The 15,134-nt window shown below is 57.8% G+C and carries 14 protein-coding genes; 7 read left to right on the forward strand and 7 right to left on the reverse strand.

All coding sequences use genetic code 11. The annotated features are described in order from the left end of the window. The 4 genes from QEP12_RS10480 to QEP12_RS10495 all read left to right on the forward strand — a co-directional run. Window positions 1-442, forward strand: a 442-nt coding sequence (locus QEP12_RS10480) for an HNH endonuclease signature motif containing protein (RefSeq protein ID WP_284214203.1), incomplete at its 5' end; no start/stop codon positions are given. 167 nt (window positions 443-609) lie between these two features. Then, entirely contained in the window at window positions 610-3,234 is a 2,625-nt protein-coding gene (gene alaS, locus QEP12_RS10485; protein WP_284214205.1) for an alanine--tRNA ligase, read from the forward strand. A 227-nt stretch (window positions 3,235-3,461) separates the two neighbouring features. Next, window positions 3,462-4,529, forward strand: a complete 1,068-nt coding sequence (locus QEP12_RS10490; protein ID WP_174862762.1) for an ABC transporter substrate-binding protein — start codon at window positions 3,462-3,464, stop codon at window positions 4,527-4,529. A gap of 12 nt (window positions 4,530-4,541) precedes the next feature. Then, window positions 4,542-5,825 carry a GGDEF domain-containing protein gene (locus QEP12_RS10495; protein ID WP_284214206.1) on the forward strand — a complete coding sequence of 428 codons (1,284 nt, stop codon included), beginning with the start codon at window positions 4,542-4,544 and terminating at the stop codon, window positions 5,823-5,825. A gap of 34 nt (window positions 5,826-5,859) precedes the next feature. Here the strand turns inward: QEP12_RS10495 and QEP12_RS10500 are convergent, their stop codons facing one another. The 4 genes from QEP12_RS10500 to QEP12_RS10515 are packed head-to-tail and all read right to left on the reverse strand — an operon-like array spanning window position 5,860 to window position 9,587. Then, the gene (locus QEP12_RS10500) at window positions 5,860-6,858 is read right to left on the reverse strand and encodes a GGDEF domain-containing protein (RefSeq protein WP_174862759.1); all 999 of its coding nucleotides are present in this window, start codon (window positions 6,856-6,858) and stop codon (window positions 5,860-5,862) included. Window positions 6,859-6,893: 35 nt separating this feature from the next. Continuing rightward, window positions 6,894-7,622 (reverse strand): tRNA (guanosine(46)-N7)-methyltransferase TrmB, encoded by a 729-nt coding sequence (trmB, locus tag QEP12_RS10505; RefSeq protein WP_174862758.1) that lies wholly within the window; start codon window positions 7,620-7,622, stop codon window positions 6,894-6,896. A gap of 16 nt (window positions 7,623-7,638) precedes the next feature. Next, the gene (gene gluQRS, locus QEP12_RS10510; RefSeq protein WP_174862757.1) at window positions 7,639-8,598 is read right to left on the reverse strand and encodes a tRNA glutamyl-Q(34) synthetase GluQRS; all 960 of its coding nucleotides are present in this window, start codon (window positions 8,596-8,598) and stop codon (window positions 7,639-7,641) included. 20 nt (window positions 8,599-8,618) lie between these two features. Beyond that, on the reverse strand, window positions 8,619-9,587 hold the full coding sequence (locus tag QEP12_RS10515; protein ID WP_284214209.1) for a LysR family transcriptional regulator: 969 nt from the start codon (window positions 9,585-9,587) through the stop codon (window positions 8,619-8,621). Between the two features lie 124 nt (window positions 9,588-9,711). On the opposite strand from QEP12_RS10515, the gene QEP12_RS10520 reads away from it, so the two are divergent. Next, on the forward strand, window positions 9,712-10,425 hold the full coding sequence (locus QEP12_RS10520; protein ID WP_284214210.1) for a pirin family protein: 714 nt from the start codon (window positions 9,712-9,714) through the stop codon (window positions 10,423-10,425). Between the two features lie 57 nt (window positions 10,426-10,482). Next, window positions 10,483-10,896 (forward strand): DoxX family protein, encoded by a 414-nt coding sequence (locus tag QEP12_RS10525; protein WP_174862761.1) that lies wholly within the window; start codon window positions 10,483-10,485, stop codon window positions 10,894-10,896. Between the two features lie 142 nt (window positions 10,897-11,038). On the opposite strand, the gene QEP12_RS10530 is transcribed toward QEP12_RS10525, so the two are convergent. The 3 genes from QEP12_RS10530 to QEP12_RS10540 form a co-directional block, all read right to left on the reverse strand. Next, a complete protein-coding gene (locus QEP12_RS10530; RefSeq protein WP_284214212.1) occupies window positions 11,039-11,893 on the reverse strand; it encodes a MinD/ParA family protein in 855 nt (284 codons plus the stop codon). 14 nt (window positions 11,894-11,907) lie between these two features. After that, window positions 11,908-12,699, reverse strand: coding sequence for a GGDEF domain-containing protein (locus tag QEP12_RS10535; protein WP_284214214.1), 792 nt, complete (start codon window positions 12,697-12,699; stop codon window positions 11,908-11,910). 64 nt (window positions 12,700-12,763) lie between these two features. Next, the gene (locus tag QEP12_RS10540) at window positions 12,764-14,440 is read right to left on the reverse strand and encodes a SulP family inorganic anion transporter (protein ID WP_284214216.1); all 1,677 of its coding nucleotides are present in this window, start codon (window positions 14,438-14,440) and stop codon (window positions 12,764-12,766) included. Window positions 14,441-14,627: 187 nt separating this feature from the next. On the opposite strand from QEP12_RS10540, the gene QEP12_RS10545 reads away from it, so the two are divergent. Next, window positions 14,628-15,122: a BON domain-containing protein gene (locus tag QEP12_RS10545; protein ID WP_174863511.1), complete on the forward strand. Its 495-nt coding sequence runs from the start codon at window positions 14,628-14,630 to the stop codon at window positions 15,120-15,122. Window positions 15,123-15,134 lie beyond the last annotated feature (12 nt).

The raw sequence follows: 15,134 nt of genomic DNA on the forward strand, positions 1-15,134 counted from the left end.
TTACTGGCAGCGCATCGATGACCGAGACGAGTTCGCTGCAACCGTGAAAACGGCAGAGGGTTCGCGCACGTGGAAACTGTTGAAGCTTGCTGATACAGAGATCGTGCGACACAAGAAAATCAAAGGGGAGTACAACCCCTTTGACCCGGCCTGGGAGGAGTATGGCGAGAAGTTGAGGACGAAGCGCATGGAGAAAAGCATGGCGTATCAGTACGAGACTTCGATGCTGTTCATTAAACAGGATGGGCGTTGTGCACTTTGCACAGAACCTTTGGACTATCAAAGCGGATGGCACGACCACCACATTGTTCGCAAGGTGGATGGCGGGTCCGATGCAATGTCCAACCGAGTGCTTTTGCACCCGGTTTGCCACACACGACTGCACGTTCTTGGGCTGACAGTTGTAAAGCCGGCCTCACAGAGGTCACAAGTTCGGCGCTAAAGCATGCTTGGAGTAAAATTCCATGCTTTGAATAGCGCCGACTGCTGTGCTTGAGCCGGATGCGGTGAAAGTCGCAAGTCCGGTTCTTAGGGGGGGATGGTTCAGTAATGAACTGTCCCTACCCTCCTTCGTGCTGCGCCGTTTGCGCACAAAGACAACACATCTCCATGAGCACACCCAAATTCTCCGTTGCGGACATCCGCAAGACGTTCCTGGACTTTTTTGCCTCCAAGGGCCACACCATTGTGGAATCCAGCCCTTTGGTGCCCGGTAACGACCCCACTTTGATGTTCACCAACTCGGGCATGGTCCAGTTCAAGGACGTGTTCTTGGGTACGGACAAACGCCCGTACAACCGTGCGACTTCGGTGCAAACCTGCCTGCGTGCAGGCGGCAAGCACAACGATTTGGAGAATGTGGGTTACACCGCGCGCCACCACACTTTCTTTGAAATGCTGGGCAATTGGTCGTTTGGTGACTACTTCAAGCGTGAATCGCTCAAGTGGGCGTGGGAGCTGCTGACCGAAGTGTACAAGTTGCCCGCGGACAAGCTGTTGGCCACCGTGTACGCCGAAGACGATGAGGCGTACGACATCTGGACCAAGGAAATCGGCCTGCCCCCAGAGCGCGTGATCCGTATTGGCGACAACAAAGGCGGGCGCTACAAGTCCGACAACTTCTGGATGATGGCCGACACCGGCCCTTGCGGCCCTTGCTCGGAAATTTTCTATGACCACGGCGCGCACATTGCCGGTGGCCCTCCCGGTTCGCCCGATGAAGATGGCGACCGTTTCATCGAAATCTGGAACAACGTGTTCATGCAGTTCGACATGGACGAGCAGGGCAACGTCACGCCGCTGCCCGCACCGTGTGTGGATACAGGCATGGGCCTGGAGCGCCTGGCGGCCATCTTGCAGCATGTGCACAGCAACTACGAGATCGACCTGTTCCAAAACCTGATCAAGGCCGCGGGCCGCGAAACTCACACCGCCGATCTGGACAACCCTTCGCTGAAGGTGATTGCCGACCACATCCGCGCTACTGCGTTCTTGGTGGCAGATGGCGTGATTCCTTCCAACGAAGGCCGTGGTTACGTGCAGCGCCGCATCGTGCGTCGCGCTATCCGCCATGGGTACAAGCTGGGCCAAAAGACCCCGTTCTTCCACAAACTGGTCAAAGACCTGGTGGCCGTGATGGGCGACGCCTATCCCAAGATTCGTGAGCAAGAAGTACGCATCACCGAAGTGCTGCGCGTGGAAGAGGAGCGCTTCTTTGAAACGCTGGCCCACGGCATGGACATTCTGGACAGCGCCCTGGCGGGTGATGCCAGGGTGCTGCCGGGTGATGTGGCGTTCAAGTTGCACGATACCTATGGCTTCCCCTTGGATTTGTCCAACGACGTTTGCCGTGAGCGCGGCGTAACGGTCGATGAGGCTGGCTTTGCCGCTGCGATGGAGCAGCAAAAGAACCAGGCCCGCGCTGCAGGCAAGTTCAAAATGGACCGTGCGCTGGAGTACACCGGCGCTGCCAATACCTTCACCGGTTACGAAAAACTGCGCGAATCTGCAAAAATCGTAGCGCTTTACGCGCAAGGCACGGCTGTTTCAGAGCTGAAGGCTGGCCAAAGTGGCGTGGTGGTTACGGATGCCACTCCTTTTTATGCAGAGTCCGGCGGTCAGGTGGGCGACCAAGGCGTGATCAGCGCTGGTGCCAACCGCTTTGTGGTGGAAGACACCCAGAAGATCAAGGCCGACGTGTTTGGTCACCACGGCGTGCTGGAGTCCGGTAGCCTGAAGGTGGGTGATGCGGTGCAGGCTGAGGTGGACACCCAGCTGCGCGCAGCCACCATGCGCAATCACTCGGCCACGCACATCATGCACAAGGCACTGCGCGAAGTGCTGGGCGCCCACGTGCAGCAAAAGGGCTCGCTGGTCAACGCGGACCGCACCCGCTTTGACTTCACGCACAACGCCCCTGTGACTGCCGAGCAAATCCGCGAGATTGAGCAGCGTGTGAACCAAGAGATTCTGGCCAACACCGCCACCGATGCCCGCGTGATGGATATCGAAGCGGCCAAGGCCACCGGCGCCATGATGCTGTTTGGCGAGAAGTACGGTGAAACCGTGCGTGTGCTGGACATTGGCACCAGCCGTGAGCTGTGTGGCGGCACCCACGTGCACCGCACCGGTGACATCGGCCTGTTCAAGGTGGTGGGTGAATCCGGTGTGGCCGCTGGCGTGCGCCGTATTGAAGCCATCACCGGCGAGAACGCGCTGGCCTATCTGCAGTCGCTGGAATCGACCGTGGGCGAAGCTGCCGCAGCCTTCAAGGCACCTACAGCCGAGCTGAACACCCGCATTGGCGGTGCATTGGAGCAGATCAAAGCGCTGGAAAAAGAAATTGCTGCGCTCAAAGGCAAGCTGGCATCCAGCCAAGGCGATGAATTGCTGGCCCAGGCAGCTGACGTCAAGGGTGTGAAGGTACTGGCTGCCAAGCTGGACGGTGCGGACGCCAAGACCCTGCGCGACACCATGGACAAGCTCAAAGACAAGCTGGGCGCGGCCGTGATCGTGCTGGCGGCCGTGGACGGCGACAAGGTGCAGTTGGCCGCAGGCGTGACCAAGGCCGAGACCGCCAAGGTCAAAGCCGGTGAGTTGGTGAACTTTGTGGCCCAGCAAGTGGGTGGCAAGGGCGGCGGCAAGCCGGATATGGCCATGGCTGGAGGTACCGACGCGGCGGCTGTGCCCGCAGCACTGACCAGCGTTCAAGCTTGGGTGACTGAGCGTATTTGAGCCTGATGCACAGGTAAAAAGCCAGAAGTAGCTCTTCTGGCTTTTTTTGTGCAAATTTGACATTGCTTGCACCACTGATTCGTAGCAGGCCTGTGTCAAGATCCTCTCCCTACCATCGTTCATTCAGCGCTACGGTTGTGCACATACTCGTATTTACATCGCTACAAACGGCTGTCGGCAAATTGAGGCTTGCCTGCGCGCTGCGTGCCGGGGTGGTTGCTGTATGCATGCTGGTGGCTGGCACGCCAGCGTTTGCGCAATCTGTGGTGTTTTTGAATCCGGGTAAGTCCAATGAAGCGTACTGGCGCTCCAGCGCGCAGGCGATGCAAAAAGCCGCCGATAGCTTGGGCATGCAGCTGCGCGTGCTGTATGCGCAGCGCAACCGCTTGGAGCCCGTCGCCATGGCCCAAAAATTGGCGAATTTGCCAAAGAGCGAGCGCCCCGATTACGTCGTTTTTTCGAATGACTACAGCACGGCACCTAGCATCTTGAAAGCGCTGGAGGGGTCTGGAATCCAAGCCTTTATGGCGTTCAGCGGTATTCAGGAGGAGCTACGGCCTCAAGTGGGTGTGCCGCGCGGCAAGTTTCCTTTTTGGCTCGGCAGCCTGGAGCCCAATGCAGAAGACGCGGGCTATCTGACGGCCCAGGCGTTGATTCAAAAAGCATTGAAAATGCCCGCGCTGCGGGATGCGCAAGGTAAGTTGCAGATGGTGGCGATTGCGGGAGACCGCTCGACCCCTGCTTCCATCGCTCGCAACCAGGGCATGCGCAAAGCGGTGCGCGAAGCGCAGGGAATGGTCGTGTTGCGGCAAGAAGTTTATGGCGAATGGCGCCAAGACAAGGCCAGAGATCAGGCACTGGGGCTTTTTCAGCGTTACCCGGAGGTGCGTTTGGTCTGGGCGGGGAATGACTTGATGGCGTTTGGTGCCATGGATGCGTGGCGCCAGCAAGGCGGTTTGCCGGGGACGGATGCATTATTTAGCGGTATCAACACTTCCGAGCAGGCATTTGATTGGCTGCGCAAAGGGCAATTGACGGCGTTGGCAGGGGGGCACTTCATGGCGGGAGCATGGGCCATGGTGATGCTGTATGACCACTACCGTGGCGTCGATTTCTTGGATGAGGGGCTGGAGCTGCGGCGCAATATGTTTGAGTTGTTCGACGCGCGCAATAGCCAGCAGTTTGAGCAGCATTTTTCGCAAACAGCAGTGAGACTGGACTTTCGTGCATTCAGCAAGTACCTGAATCCGCAGCTCAGACGCTACCAGTTTGAGCTCGCGCAGCTGCTGCGCTAAGCTCGCTTATCTATGGCACACCAGAATTCTGAGTTTCGATCGATTGCTACGTTGATGCTTCAGCGCATTATTGCGCTGTCACTGGTCTGCCTGGTTGGTATTGGTGGTTTTCAAGTTTGGCTGGATCGGCAAAAGCAAGAGAAGCAGTTTTTCAACACCATGTCGCTGATCGTGGAAACCAGCAGCCGAGCGATTGCTTACGCTGTCTGGGACATCGATAGAGAGGTGTTGCACAACCATGTGCAGCGGTTGACAGAAATCGAAGCTGTGGGCTTTGTACGTCTTACGCTGACCGTCACAGGTGAAATGATTACTGCGGGGAGTACGGGGATTGGCAAGGATGTACCGTCTTACCAGGCCGTGATTTATTCGCCCGACTACAAAAACCAGTCATTAGGAACGATTGAGGTATGGGCAGATCGTGCCTACCACCGCAATTTGTTGTGGGAGTCGCAAAAACACGTGATTCCCGGATATCTGATTTTTACGGTGTTGATGTGCTTCATGGTTGCATGGGTCATGCAGCACGATTTGGGAATTCCGCTGCGCCAAATTGCAGATTTTGTACGCAACCTCAAGCCCGAAGAGCTCAACCAGCCACTTGAACTTCGTCGTCCGGACCGCCAGCGAGCCGATGAGATAGATATGGTGATGCAAGGCTTTCAGCATCTGCAAACTGCGCTGGATCGCCATATCAAAGATCTGGATGGCTTGGTCAAAGAACGTACGGCAGAGCTGTCGACCATGGTAGATGAGGTCAAAAGACTATCGCAACTGGATGCCTTGACCGGGGCGTACAACCGCAGAGCGATGGAGATGCGCTTGCCCTTGGAGATTGAGCGCTGTATGCGGTATGGGCGCCCTTTGTCGGTGATCTTTACAGATATTGACCGCTTCAAGCACATCAATGACCAGCATGGACATACTGTGGGCGATGAGGTGCTCAAGGATGTAGCAAAACGCTTGCAAGAAGGCTTGCGTGCGAACATTGACTGGATGGTGCGCTTTGGTGGCGAAGAGTTTGTGATCTTTATGCCAGAGACGGCGTTGCGCTCTGCAACCGAGATAGCGGAACGGCTGGCGGATGTGGTGCGCAAAACGCCTTGGCAGATGGGAGATCTGGTGCTGCCGTTGACTTGCAGCTTCGGTGTGACGCAATACGAGCCAGGTGACACGATGGATAGCTTGCTAGAGCGTGCGGATGAGTTGCTCTACAAAGCCAAGCGTGATGGCCGTGATTGCGTGCGTGCTTCGCTAGGGAGTGAAGCTGAGAGCTCCGCAAATTACGTCAGTTGATTGTGCGGGGCGGCGTGGTGCCTGGTGTCTGGTGTCAGAACAGCTCGACATCGTCGTGCGAGACTTGCGCGTTGTGCAGCAAACCCTGGTCTTGCAGTTGCTCAAAATGGCAAACCTGGTTGCGGCCATTTTCTTTTGCGTAATACAGCGCTTGGTCCGCTTGGCCCAGAATTTCTACGGGCGAGCACAGCTTGGCGCCGGCAAAGCCAACACTGACTGTTACACGGCCAATTTGCGGAAAGTTGTGACTGGCCACCATCGCTCTGAAGGCTTCTAAGGACGCGTGGGCTTTGGCTTTGTGCGCAGCAGGCATGAGCACAACAAACTCTTCCCCACCGAAGCGGAAAATGCGGTGCTGGGCGCTGAATGCGCTGCGCAGCAAGTTGGCCACCAGAATCAAGACTTCATCACCAAAAAGGTGACCAAAACGGTCGTTGACCAGCTTGAAGTGATCAATATCTATCACTGCAAGCCAAGGCATTTCATCACTCTGATCGGCTTGGGCCGCAGTGGCAAAGCGCAGCAGGTGTTCGTCAAAGGTTTTGCGGTTGAGCAAGCCGGTCAGCGCATCGCGCTCGCTGTAATCCAGCAGGCTTTGGTAGTTCTGGTAGACGCTGAAGATGCCGGTGATAACGTCCAGACTGTGCGGGGTGAATGGCTCGGATTGGGTCACTTCCAGGCACACGCGCGCTTTTTCATGCATCCACACGGGCAGCCAGATGACGTGCTGATCTGCGCGCGCGCTGTGCTGCATGTGCTGCTTTTGCTGCGTGATGCAGGTGTGCAGATGCAGCATGTCGCGCAAAGGCAAGCGTTTGGTGTCGCTGACGACGTCTTGCGTGGGGGAAACCAGCTGACCGTCTTGCAGCCAAGTTCTGGCGCGCACCCAATGGCCGCTGTCCATCTCTACAAGTTCCAACGCCCGAACATTGGTTACCCCGGGCAACTGCATAAACGTCGAGAGCACGGACAGTTCCAGACGCAAGTGGTCGCGCTGGCCGGTCATCTGAACCAAATTTTGCAGAATGTGCATGAAGTTCGGGAGTGGGGTACTTGGGGGCAGGGGCACTAGCGCTTGGTGAAAACCAAGTCCCACACGCCATGACCCAGTCGCAAACCGCGGTTTTCAAACTTGGTCAAAGGGCGGTAGTCAGGCTTGGCTGCATAGGCCGGGGCGGTGTTGGCCAGTTGAGGCTCCGCACCCAGCACTTCCAGCATTTGCACGGCGTAGGGTTCCCAGTCGGTGGCGCAGTGGAAATAACCACCCGCTTTCAAGCGGCTGGCCAGCTTGGCAACCAACGGGCCTTGGATGAGACGGCGCTTGTTGTGCTTTTTCTTGTGCCAAGGGTCTGGAAAGAAGATATGCACGCCGTCAAGGCTGCCCTCGGGCAACATGTTGTCAATCACTTCAACTGCATCGTGCTGGAGGATGCGGATGTTGTGGATGTCTTGCTCGCCAATGCGCTTGAGCAAGGCGCCCACGCCGGGCTCGTGCACTTCACAGCACAAGAAATTGTCTTCCGGGCGCACACGTGCAATGTGGGCTGTCGCTTCGCCCATGCCGAAACCAATTTCCAGAATCAGTTTGCCTTCGCGGCCAAATGCCGCGTGCGCATCCAGTGGCGCATTGGTATAGGGCAGCAGAAACTGCGGGCCTATGTCTTCAAAGGCCTTGGCTTGGCCTGTGGTGACGCGGCCCGTGCGGCGCACGTAGCTGCGAATGGTTTTAGGGAATGCCACATCTGCTGGGGCTTTGCCTTCAGAAGATGGGGAGGGGGCTGTAAGGTTGTCAGCCATAGGGTTATGTTGGTGCTCAGTCACGGCGCACATTGTAAGTGGCTTGCCATTGTTTGACCCATTGAGATAACGCATCAGACACCGTAGTTTCGGGACTTAATGTAGTCAAATGCAAAATGCGTGCTGCTGTGTTCAAGGTTTGCAGCGGGTGACTCAGGTCAAGCGCTGGGGCGCCGTGTTGTTTGGAGAGTTTTTCGCCGTCGGGCATGAGCACCAACGGGGTATGCATATAGGCGGGATGCGCTAATCCCAGCGCATGCTGCAAGAGCAATTGACGCGCCGTGTTGTCGGTCAAATCCTCCCCGCGCACGATGTGGGTGATGCCCTGCAATGCATCGTCCACCACAACGGCCAGTTGATAGGCATACAGGCCATCGGCACGTTGCAGCACAAAGTCACCAGCGACCGAAGTTGGTGCTTGGTGTTGCAGCCCTAGGCGGCGGTCTTGCCACGTGAGGATGCCTTTTTCTAAAGAAAAAGGAGCTGCTTGCGCTTGTGTAGCAAGCGTTTGCGGCCAATTTGATACATGTTTCTCCAGCGCAAAACGCCAGCTGCGCGCAGGTTTGCCATGCAGGCCACCGCGGCATGTGCCGGGATAGGGGCGCTCAATATGCCGTGCATGTACTTGCCCCATGGCTTGCAGCGCTGCTTCAATGTCTTTGCGGGTGCAGCCACAGGGGTAGGCCAGTTGCTGAGCTTGCAGCTGCTGCAGTGCTTGGGTGTAATAGCCGTGGCGCTGTGATTGCCACACCACAGGCTCGTCGGGGTGCAGCCCGCACTGCGCCAATTGCGCCAAGATCAACTGGTCTGTGCCGCTGGGGCAGCGTGGGGGGTCAATATCTTCGATGCGCACCAGCCATGTGCCGTGGTGCGCGCGGGCATCCAGCCAGCTGGCCAAGGCGGCGACCAGCGAGCCCGCATGTAAAGGGCCGGTTGGTGAGGGGGCAAAGCGACCCCGGTAAGTAGAGCAAGTCATGGGCGGCACACAGGCAGCAATCAGCGTGCAATCGGGGTTGAAGTTGGAGGGAGCGTCAGGCGGTGCTTTTCCAGCAGGGCTTGTTGGGTGACAGGGCTTTCGAGCTGTTGCAGCCACCACTGCAAGGCCTTGCCCAGGCCGCCATTGCTGGGTTTTTTCCATGCATAGCGCATGCGCACATGGCGGGTGGGGCGCGTGACGGTTTTGGCAACCAGCCAACCCGCTGCTATATAAGGGCGGGCCATGGCCTCGGGCAAAAAGCCACAGCCTAGGCCGCGCACCTGGGCATCAATTTTGGCTTGTACCGTATCGACCGTAAAAATGTCTTGGCCGCTGAGTAGTCCCATGGACATGCGCTCTTTTTGTGCGGAGTCCGCCACCACGACCAAGCGGTGCTCCAGCAGGGTTTCATCACTGATGGCGTGCTCCATGGTGGCCAGCGGGTGGAAGGGGGCGACGGCAAACACGAAGGTGATGTCGCCCAAATCATGCAGTTGCAAGCCAGAGATGCTGGTGCTGTTGGTGCCAACGCCCAGTGCCAAATCTGCACGGCCAGTGGTGAGGTGCTCAATCGGCCCTGTGAGCGTGCCCATGCCCAGCTTGATTTTGGTGGGCGAGCCCAAGGCATAAAAGGCCTCGACCAGATCGAACAGAATGTCCTGTGAAATGACGCCGTCGGCCATGATGGTGAGTTCTGGCTCCCAGCCCGTGGCAACGCGCCGCACCCGGTGCGCCACCGCATCCAAATCTTGCAGCAAACGGGCGCCTTCAGCCAGCAAGGCCTGGCCGGCCTCGGTGGGGTGTGCCTGGCGTGCACTGCGGTCAAACAACAGCACATCCAGCGCCTCTTCCATTTGGCGCACCCGGTAAGTCAGCGCACTGGGTACCAGCCGCAGTTGCCGTGCAGCGGCTGCAAAGCTGCCGGTGTCGGCAATGACTTGCAACATGGCAAGGCTATCTGGGGTTAAAACGTCACGGGGGCTGGGCATGCGGTGCTACGTTCATTCAAAGACTTTGAATGATGCCATCAAACCAGCGCTCCCTCAGCGTGGACGCGCGCTACTACAGTGAAGTCATCGCTGCACCGCAGCCGCAAGCAAACAGGAGTCGATCATGATCACAGTGCGTAAATCCCATGAGCGTGGCTTCGCTGACCACGGTTGGCTCAAGTCCTTTCACAGTTTTTCATTTGCAGGTTACTACGACCCCAACCATATGGGCTGGGGCAATCTGCGCGTGATCAACGAAGACCGGATTGCCGCAGGTACGGGCTTTGGCGCCCATCCGCACCGTGACATGGAAATTGTGAGCTATGTCATCGAGGGTGAGCTGTCGCACAAAGACAGCATGGGGAATGTGCAGACCATTCAGCCCGGCGAAGTCCAGCGCATGACGGCAGGCACGGGGGTGGTGCACAGCGAGTACAACCATGCGCCTGGGCAGACCACCCATTTTTTGCAGATCTGGCTGCTGCCAAGCCGTGCGGGGCTGGAGCCGGGGTACGAGCAAAAGCGCTTTAGCGATGTAGAAAAAACCAATGTGCTGCGACTGGTGGCGTCTGTGGATGGCGCAGAAGGTTCCGTGCGTTTGAATGCCGATGCGCGCATCTATGCCAGCTTGCTGCGTCCTGCGGATGGCCAGACCGTGTATTTGGAGCAAACGCTAGCCCCAGGCCGCAAAGCTTATGTTTTTGTCATTCAAGGTGAGGTGGAGGTGGCGGGTAAAAAGCTGACAAGTGGCGATGCGCTGCTTGCGGAAAATGAGTGCACCTTGCGCGTGCAAGGAAGCGCTGCAGCAGAGTTTCTGCTGTTTGATTTGGCCGCTTGAACGAATGACATGGTGAAGCTTTTCCAGACCCAAGGCATGCCCCGCAAGGATGAAATGATGAATAACTCCATGAACAACGCGCTGGCACTGGCCGGTCGTATTTTGATGGCCTGGCTGTTTATTCCTGCAGGCTTTGGCAAGATTGCAGGTTTTTCCGGATCCGTAGGCTATGCGGCAGCCATGGGAATGCCGCTGCCGGAAATCGGGGTGGCGGTGGGGCTGCTGATTGAGCTGGTAGGCGGTATCTTTTTGCTGATTGGCTTGAAGACGCGCCCTGCCGCCATGGTGCTGGCCTTTTTCACCTTGGTGGCGACCTTGATCTTTCACGCGTACTGGTCGGTGCCTGCAGATCAGGCCATGATGCAGCAGCTGCTCTTTAACAAGAACATTGCCGTGGTGGGTGGCCTGCTGGCCTTTGCCGCTTGGGGTGCGGGTGGCTGGAGTGTCGATGCCAACCGCCGCCGCATCTGATGTTTTTGCTTTTCTATTGATAGCTGCAGACGCTTGCTGAATATGCGCTAGCGGCCTATTTAATGGCTATTTTGTCAAATAAAAAGAGCTGCACCTAGGCAGCTCTTTTTACGTGGGTTGTAGCAGGGCTTGCCGCCGTGCGTTAGGCCTGCTGTACGGGCGTCACCATGGTTTTGATGCGATTGGCCAGTTGGGCGATCGCCAAAGAAGCGGCACACCCAGGCGATGCTTGAATCAGCAGCTGGCGGCGCATAACGGCTTCGCGCACCGCCTTGTCGGCAGGAATGTCGCCCATATGGATCAAGCGCATCGGCAAGCCAGATTCTGAATGGACAAAGCGGTTGAGCACTTGCTGCAGTTGCCCGGTGATGGCGCGGCCATCGCCGGGGCGGGCGGCTTGGTTGATGACCAAGCGCATGTTGTGCCGCTTTTGCTGGGTGGCCAGCACCTTGATGGCCGCGTAGGCATCGGTCAGTGACGTGGGCTCGGGGGTGGCCACGATCAGCACTTCATTGGCCAGCGATACCGAAAACAGCACCACATCCGAGATGCCAGCACCCGTGTCCAGCAACACCACGTCATAGTTAGGCGCCAGCGTATCGATCACATGGATCAGTTGATTGCGCACCTCGGGGGTCAGGCGGGAGTACTCCACCATGCCTGAGCCCGCCAGCAACACGTGAAAACCGCCCGGGGCTACCACGACCGCATCCTGTAGCGTGGCGCGGCCAGTGAAGACGTCGTGCAAGGTGACTTTGGGGTAGAGGTTCAGCACCACATCCAAGTTGGCCAGGCCCAAGTCGGCGTCAAGCACCAGCACGCGCAGGCCGTGGCGCGTCAATGCAGCTGCCAAGTTGGCGGACACAAAAGTTTTGCCTACACCGCCTTTGCCGCTGGTGACGGCCATGATGTGCGCCCGCGAAGGGGGGCGAATATGGGCCGCCTTGGCGTTGGGAGCCGCAGGGGTGGAGGAAGAGGGGGACAGCACGTCGTTCATTTCAATGCATGCCTTCAGTTGGCGCCATCGGTGATATCCGCAGGAGCGGCCAGCACTTCAATCCAATCACCAGACCATGAGGAGGTATCTGCGGTCAACTCAGGGATGAAAAGCAAGTTTTTTTCCTCAGCGGTCACAGTGCTGTCAGGTTGTTGTTCAATTTCAATACGGTTGCGTCCCGCGCTTTTGGAGCGGTACAGCTGCTGGTCTGCGCGCTCAATCCAAAGTTCGCGGGTGCTGCGAATCCACTGCAATGCGTACGCGCCACCAATACTCACTGTGACAGCAATTTCCTGGCTGGGATTGATGCGGATACGCAGGGCTTCAATGGCGCGGCGTACGCGGTCAGCCACATTTTGGCCATAGGCAGGCTGGCAGGCAGGCAGCACAATCGCAAACTCTTCACCGCCATAGCGCGCCAAAGTGTCCATGGGGCGCACGCAGTGTGAAAGCGCCGTGGCTACTTGCTGCAACACGCTGTCGCCGATGTTGTGGCCGTAGGTGTCGTTCACTTCCTTGAAGTGATCAATGTCGATCATCAACAGCAGCGCTACGTCGCCAGAGCGTGCTACACGGTCAAGTTCTCGATCCAGCACCGAGTCGAAGTGGCGGCGGTTGGCAGTGCCAGTCAGGGGGTCGCGCAACGAGAGTCCGCACAAACCATCAATGATGGCTTGCAGGTGTGCTGTTGGATTGGTGTGGGCGGCTGGAAGTGCGGCAACTTCAGTCTCGCCGAGCAAGGCCAAAGCTCCGTCTAAGCGGAGCTGCTGCAAAGCCACAGATGAGAGGGGGGAGGTGCCAGTCACGAAAAACAAATATCCAGCGCGTTGAATGCATCGAAGTGTAGCAGTCCACGAAGGTTTGATGCGGCTATAGCGCCTTTTTGGTTGCGCTGGATACACGCATTGCAACCAAAGCTTGTGCGCTGGTGCGCGACAGCTGCAAATCCGGGCCGCTAACCAAGGCTCCAGACCTCTCCAGTATCTCTTGTACCGGGAGTTTCAATCCCCCGATATGCAGTGAAATTCCCTGCTTTTGCAGGCTTTGGCGCAGGCGCATAAAGCTTTCTACGCCTGTCACGTCAATCCGGTTGATGGGTTGTGCGTCTAAAAAAACGGTTTGTATCTCGGGGCGTTGCTGCAGCGTTTGCGTGACATAGCGCTCTAGCGCAGAGGCAGAGGCGAAGTCCCACTCCGCATCCATGCGCAACGCCAAGACGTGGGAGGCGATAGGCGCCAGGTTCCAGATCTCGCGGCCGCGCAAACTGCCGTCGGCATGCTCACTGATTTCCAGAATGCGCGGATGCAGGCGCTGATAGAGAAAGTGGCACAGGCTCAGCAGCACGCCCGTCAGCACGCCCCAGTACAGCCGGGGCGCCGTCGCCAAGGTCAGCACGAAGGTGGTCAGGGCAATCGCCCCTTCAATGCGTGAGATGCGGAACAGTGCCCGCAACGTACGGGGCTGGATCAGATTGACAACGGCAGACACCACGACGGCTGCCAGTGCTGCTTGTGGCACGTGGTAGAGCACGGGGGTGAGCCACAGTACCGTGATGAGCACCATGGCGATGGCAAACACGGTGGCCCAGCCGGTCTTGGCCCCTGAGTGCAGCGTGACCGCTGAGCGCGAAAAAGAGCCGCTGATGGCAAAACTGCCGCTGAAGCCTGCCACCACTTTGGCCATGCCTTGCGCGATCAGGTCTTGGTTTTCGTTCCAGCGTGTGCCAGCCAGCCGGTGTTCTACTTGTGCGCTGGAGGCAACTTCCAAAAAACTCACCAAGCTGATCATGAGCACGGGCAGCAGCAGCCGTGAGACCTCATCCATCGAGATGCTGCTGGGAACGGCAAGGCTGGGCAGCCCTGCGGGCAGGTGCCCCACAATGTGCCCGTCGTGTTCTGCAAAGCCAACGACTGCGCTGATTGCGCCGCATATGGCAACCACCAATACGGCCGCGGGAAGTCGCGGCGCAAAGCGCTTGAGCAGCAATAGACCGCACAATCCACCGGCGCCAAACAGCAAGGCCCATGGATCAAAGTGGTGCCAGCTTGGATCGCTCAGCAGGGCGCTCCAAGAACTGCGCAGACCTAGCAAATCAGGCAGTTGCGAAAGCAAAATCAAAATGCCTGCAGCTTGCGTAAAGCCGTTGAGCACAGGTGAGGTCACCAGATTGACCAACCAGCCACTGCGCAAGGCTCCCAGTATCCATTGCACAGCACCGGCCATGATGGCCGTCCATGCGGCCAAAGTCACCCACTGTGCACTACCGGGCTCAGCCATGCCTGCCAGCGAGGCGCCGATCAGCAAGCTGGTGAGTGCCGTGGGCCCCACTCCTAAGCGCGGCGACGCCCCCCACAGCACGGCCACCAGCGAGGGAAGCAAGGCCGCGTAAATGCCGGTCACCAGTGGCATACCCGCCAAAGCGGCATATGCCACGCCTTGCGGAAGCAGCATCAGCCCCACGGTGACTCCCGCCAGCATTTCATTGCGGGCCAAGTCCAGGGTCAGTCTGGGCCAAGCCAAAAAGGGGAACCACTGTTTCAACTGCATAGGGGCGCTATTGTCGGTGGATTCAAAGTCTGTGCAGAGGTTGGGGCTTGTCCTACGGGAGCTTCGGCGCTCTCCTCACCAGTGTGGTGCGATGCGGAAATTACATTTCTTCCCACGTTGCCATGACATGGCGAGATCAAGTCTTGGCCATTTTTTATTACGACAACTGAAGAGGAGCTTTCACACCATGTCTATAAGTCAAAAACGTTTGCTGCAAGTTCTGGCTGTTTCCGCATTGGCACTGGGGTTGACTGCCTGCGGCCCTAGCGGCAACGAGAGCCAGACAACAGGCCAAAAACTGGATAACGCGATCGAAAAGACAGAGAAGGCCGCAGAAAACGCCAAAGTGGAAGCAGAGCGCGCGGCGGAAACAGCCGGTCAAAAAATTGAAAACGCTGTAGAAGCCACCAAAGACGCAGCCACCAATGCCGCCGATGCCACCAAGGATGCCGTCAGTCATGCGGCAGAGGCTGCAGGCGATGCCGCCATCACCACCAAAGTGAAGGCTGCCCTGGTGGGTGATGCAGAACTGAGTGCTTTGAAGATCAACGTGGACACCAAAGACGGTGCGGTGACGCTGCATGGTGAAGCCCCCAGCCAGGCTGCCAAGGACCGTGCAGAGCAGCTGGCTAAAGCGGTGGAAGGCGTGAAGACAGTGAATAACTTGCTGACCGCGAAGTAATCCCTCGCAGCG

Source organism: Comamonas jiangduensis, assembly GCF_030162955.1.
Taxonomy (GTDB): Bacteria; Pseudomonadota; Gammaproteobacteria; order Burkholderiales; family Burkholderiaceae_C; genus Comamonas; species Comamonas jiangduensis.

Coding starts and splice junctions, on each gene's coding strand:
- QEP12_RS10545 (WP_174863511.1), top strand. CDS start 14,628: ATGTCTATAAGTCAAAAACGTTTGCTGCAAGTTCTGGCTGTTTCCGCA.
- QEP12_RS10490 (WP_174862762.1), top strand. CDS start 3,462: ATGCTGGTGGCTGGCACGCCAGCGTTTGCGCAATCTGTGGTGTTTTTG.
- QEP12_RS10525 (WP_174862761.1), top strand. CDS start 10,483: ATGAATAACTCCATGAACAACGCGCTGGCACTGGCCGGTCGTATTTTG.
- QEP12_RS10520 (WP_284214210.1), top strand. CDS start 9,712: ATGATCACAGTGCGTAAATCCCATGAGCGTGGCTTCGCTGACCACGGT.
- QEP12_RS10515 (WP_284214209.1), bottom strand. CDS start 9,587: ATGCCCAGCCCCCGTGACGTTTTAACCCCAGATAGCCTTGCCATGTTG.
- QEP12_RS10540 (WP_284214216.1), bottom strand. CDS start 14,440: ATGCAGTTGAAACAGTGGTTCCCCTTTTTGGCTTGGCCCAGACTGACC.
- QEP12_RS10495 (WP_284214206.1), top strand. CDS start 4,542: ATGGCACACCAGAATTCTGAGTTTCGATCGATTGCTACGTTGATGCTT.
- QEP12_RS10530 (WP_284214212.1), bottom strand. CDS start 11,893: ATGAACGACGTGCTGTCCCCCTCTTCCTCCACCCCTGCGGCTCCCAAC.
- alaS (WP_284214205.1), top strand. CDS start 610: ATGAGCACACCCAAATTCTCCGTTGCGGACATCCGCAAGACGTTCCTG.
- trmB (WP_174862758.1), bottom strand. CDS start 7,622: ATGGCTGACAACCTTACAGCCCCCTCCCCATCTTCTGAAGGCAAAGCC.
- QEP12_RS10500 (WP_174862759.1), bottom strand. CDS start 6,858: ATGCACATTCTGCAAAATTTGGTTCAGATGACCGGCCAGCGCGACCAC.
- gluQRS (WP_174862757.1), bottom strand. CDS start 8,598: ATGACTTGCTCTACTTACCGGGGTCGCTTTGCCCCCTCACCAACCGGC.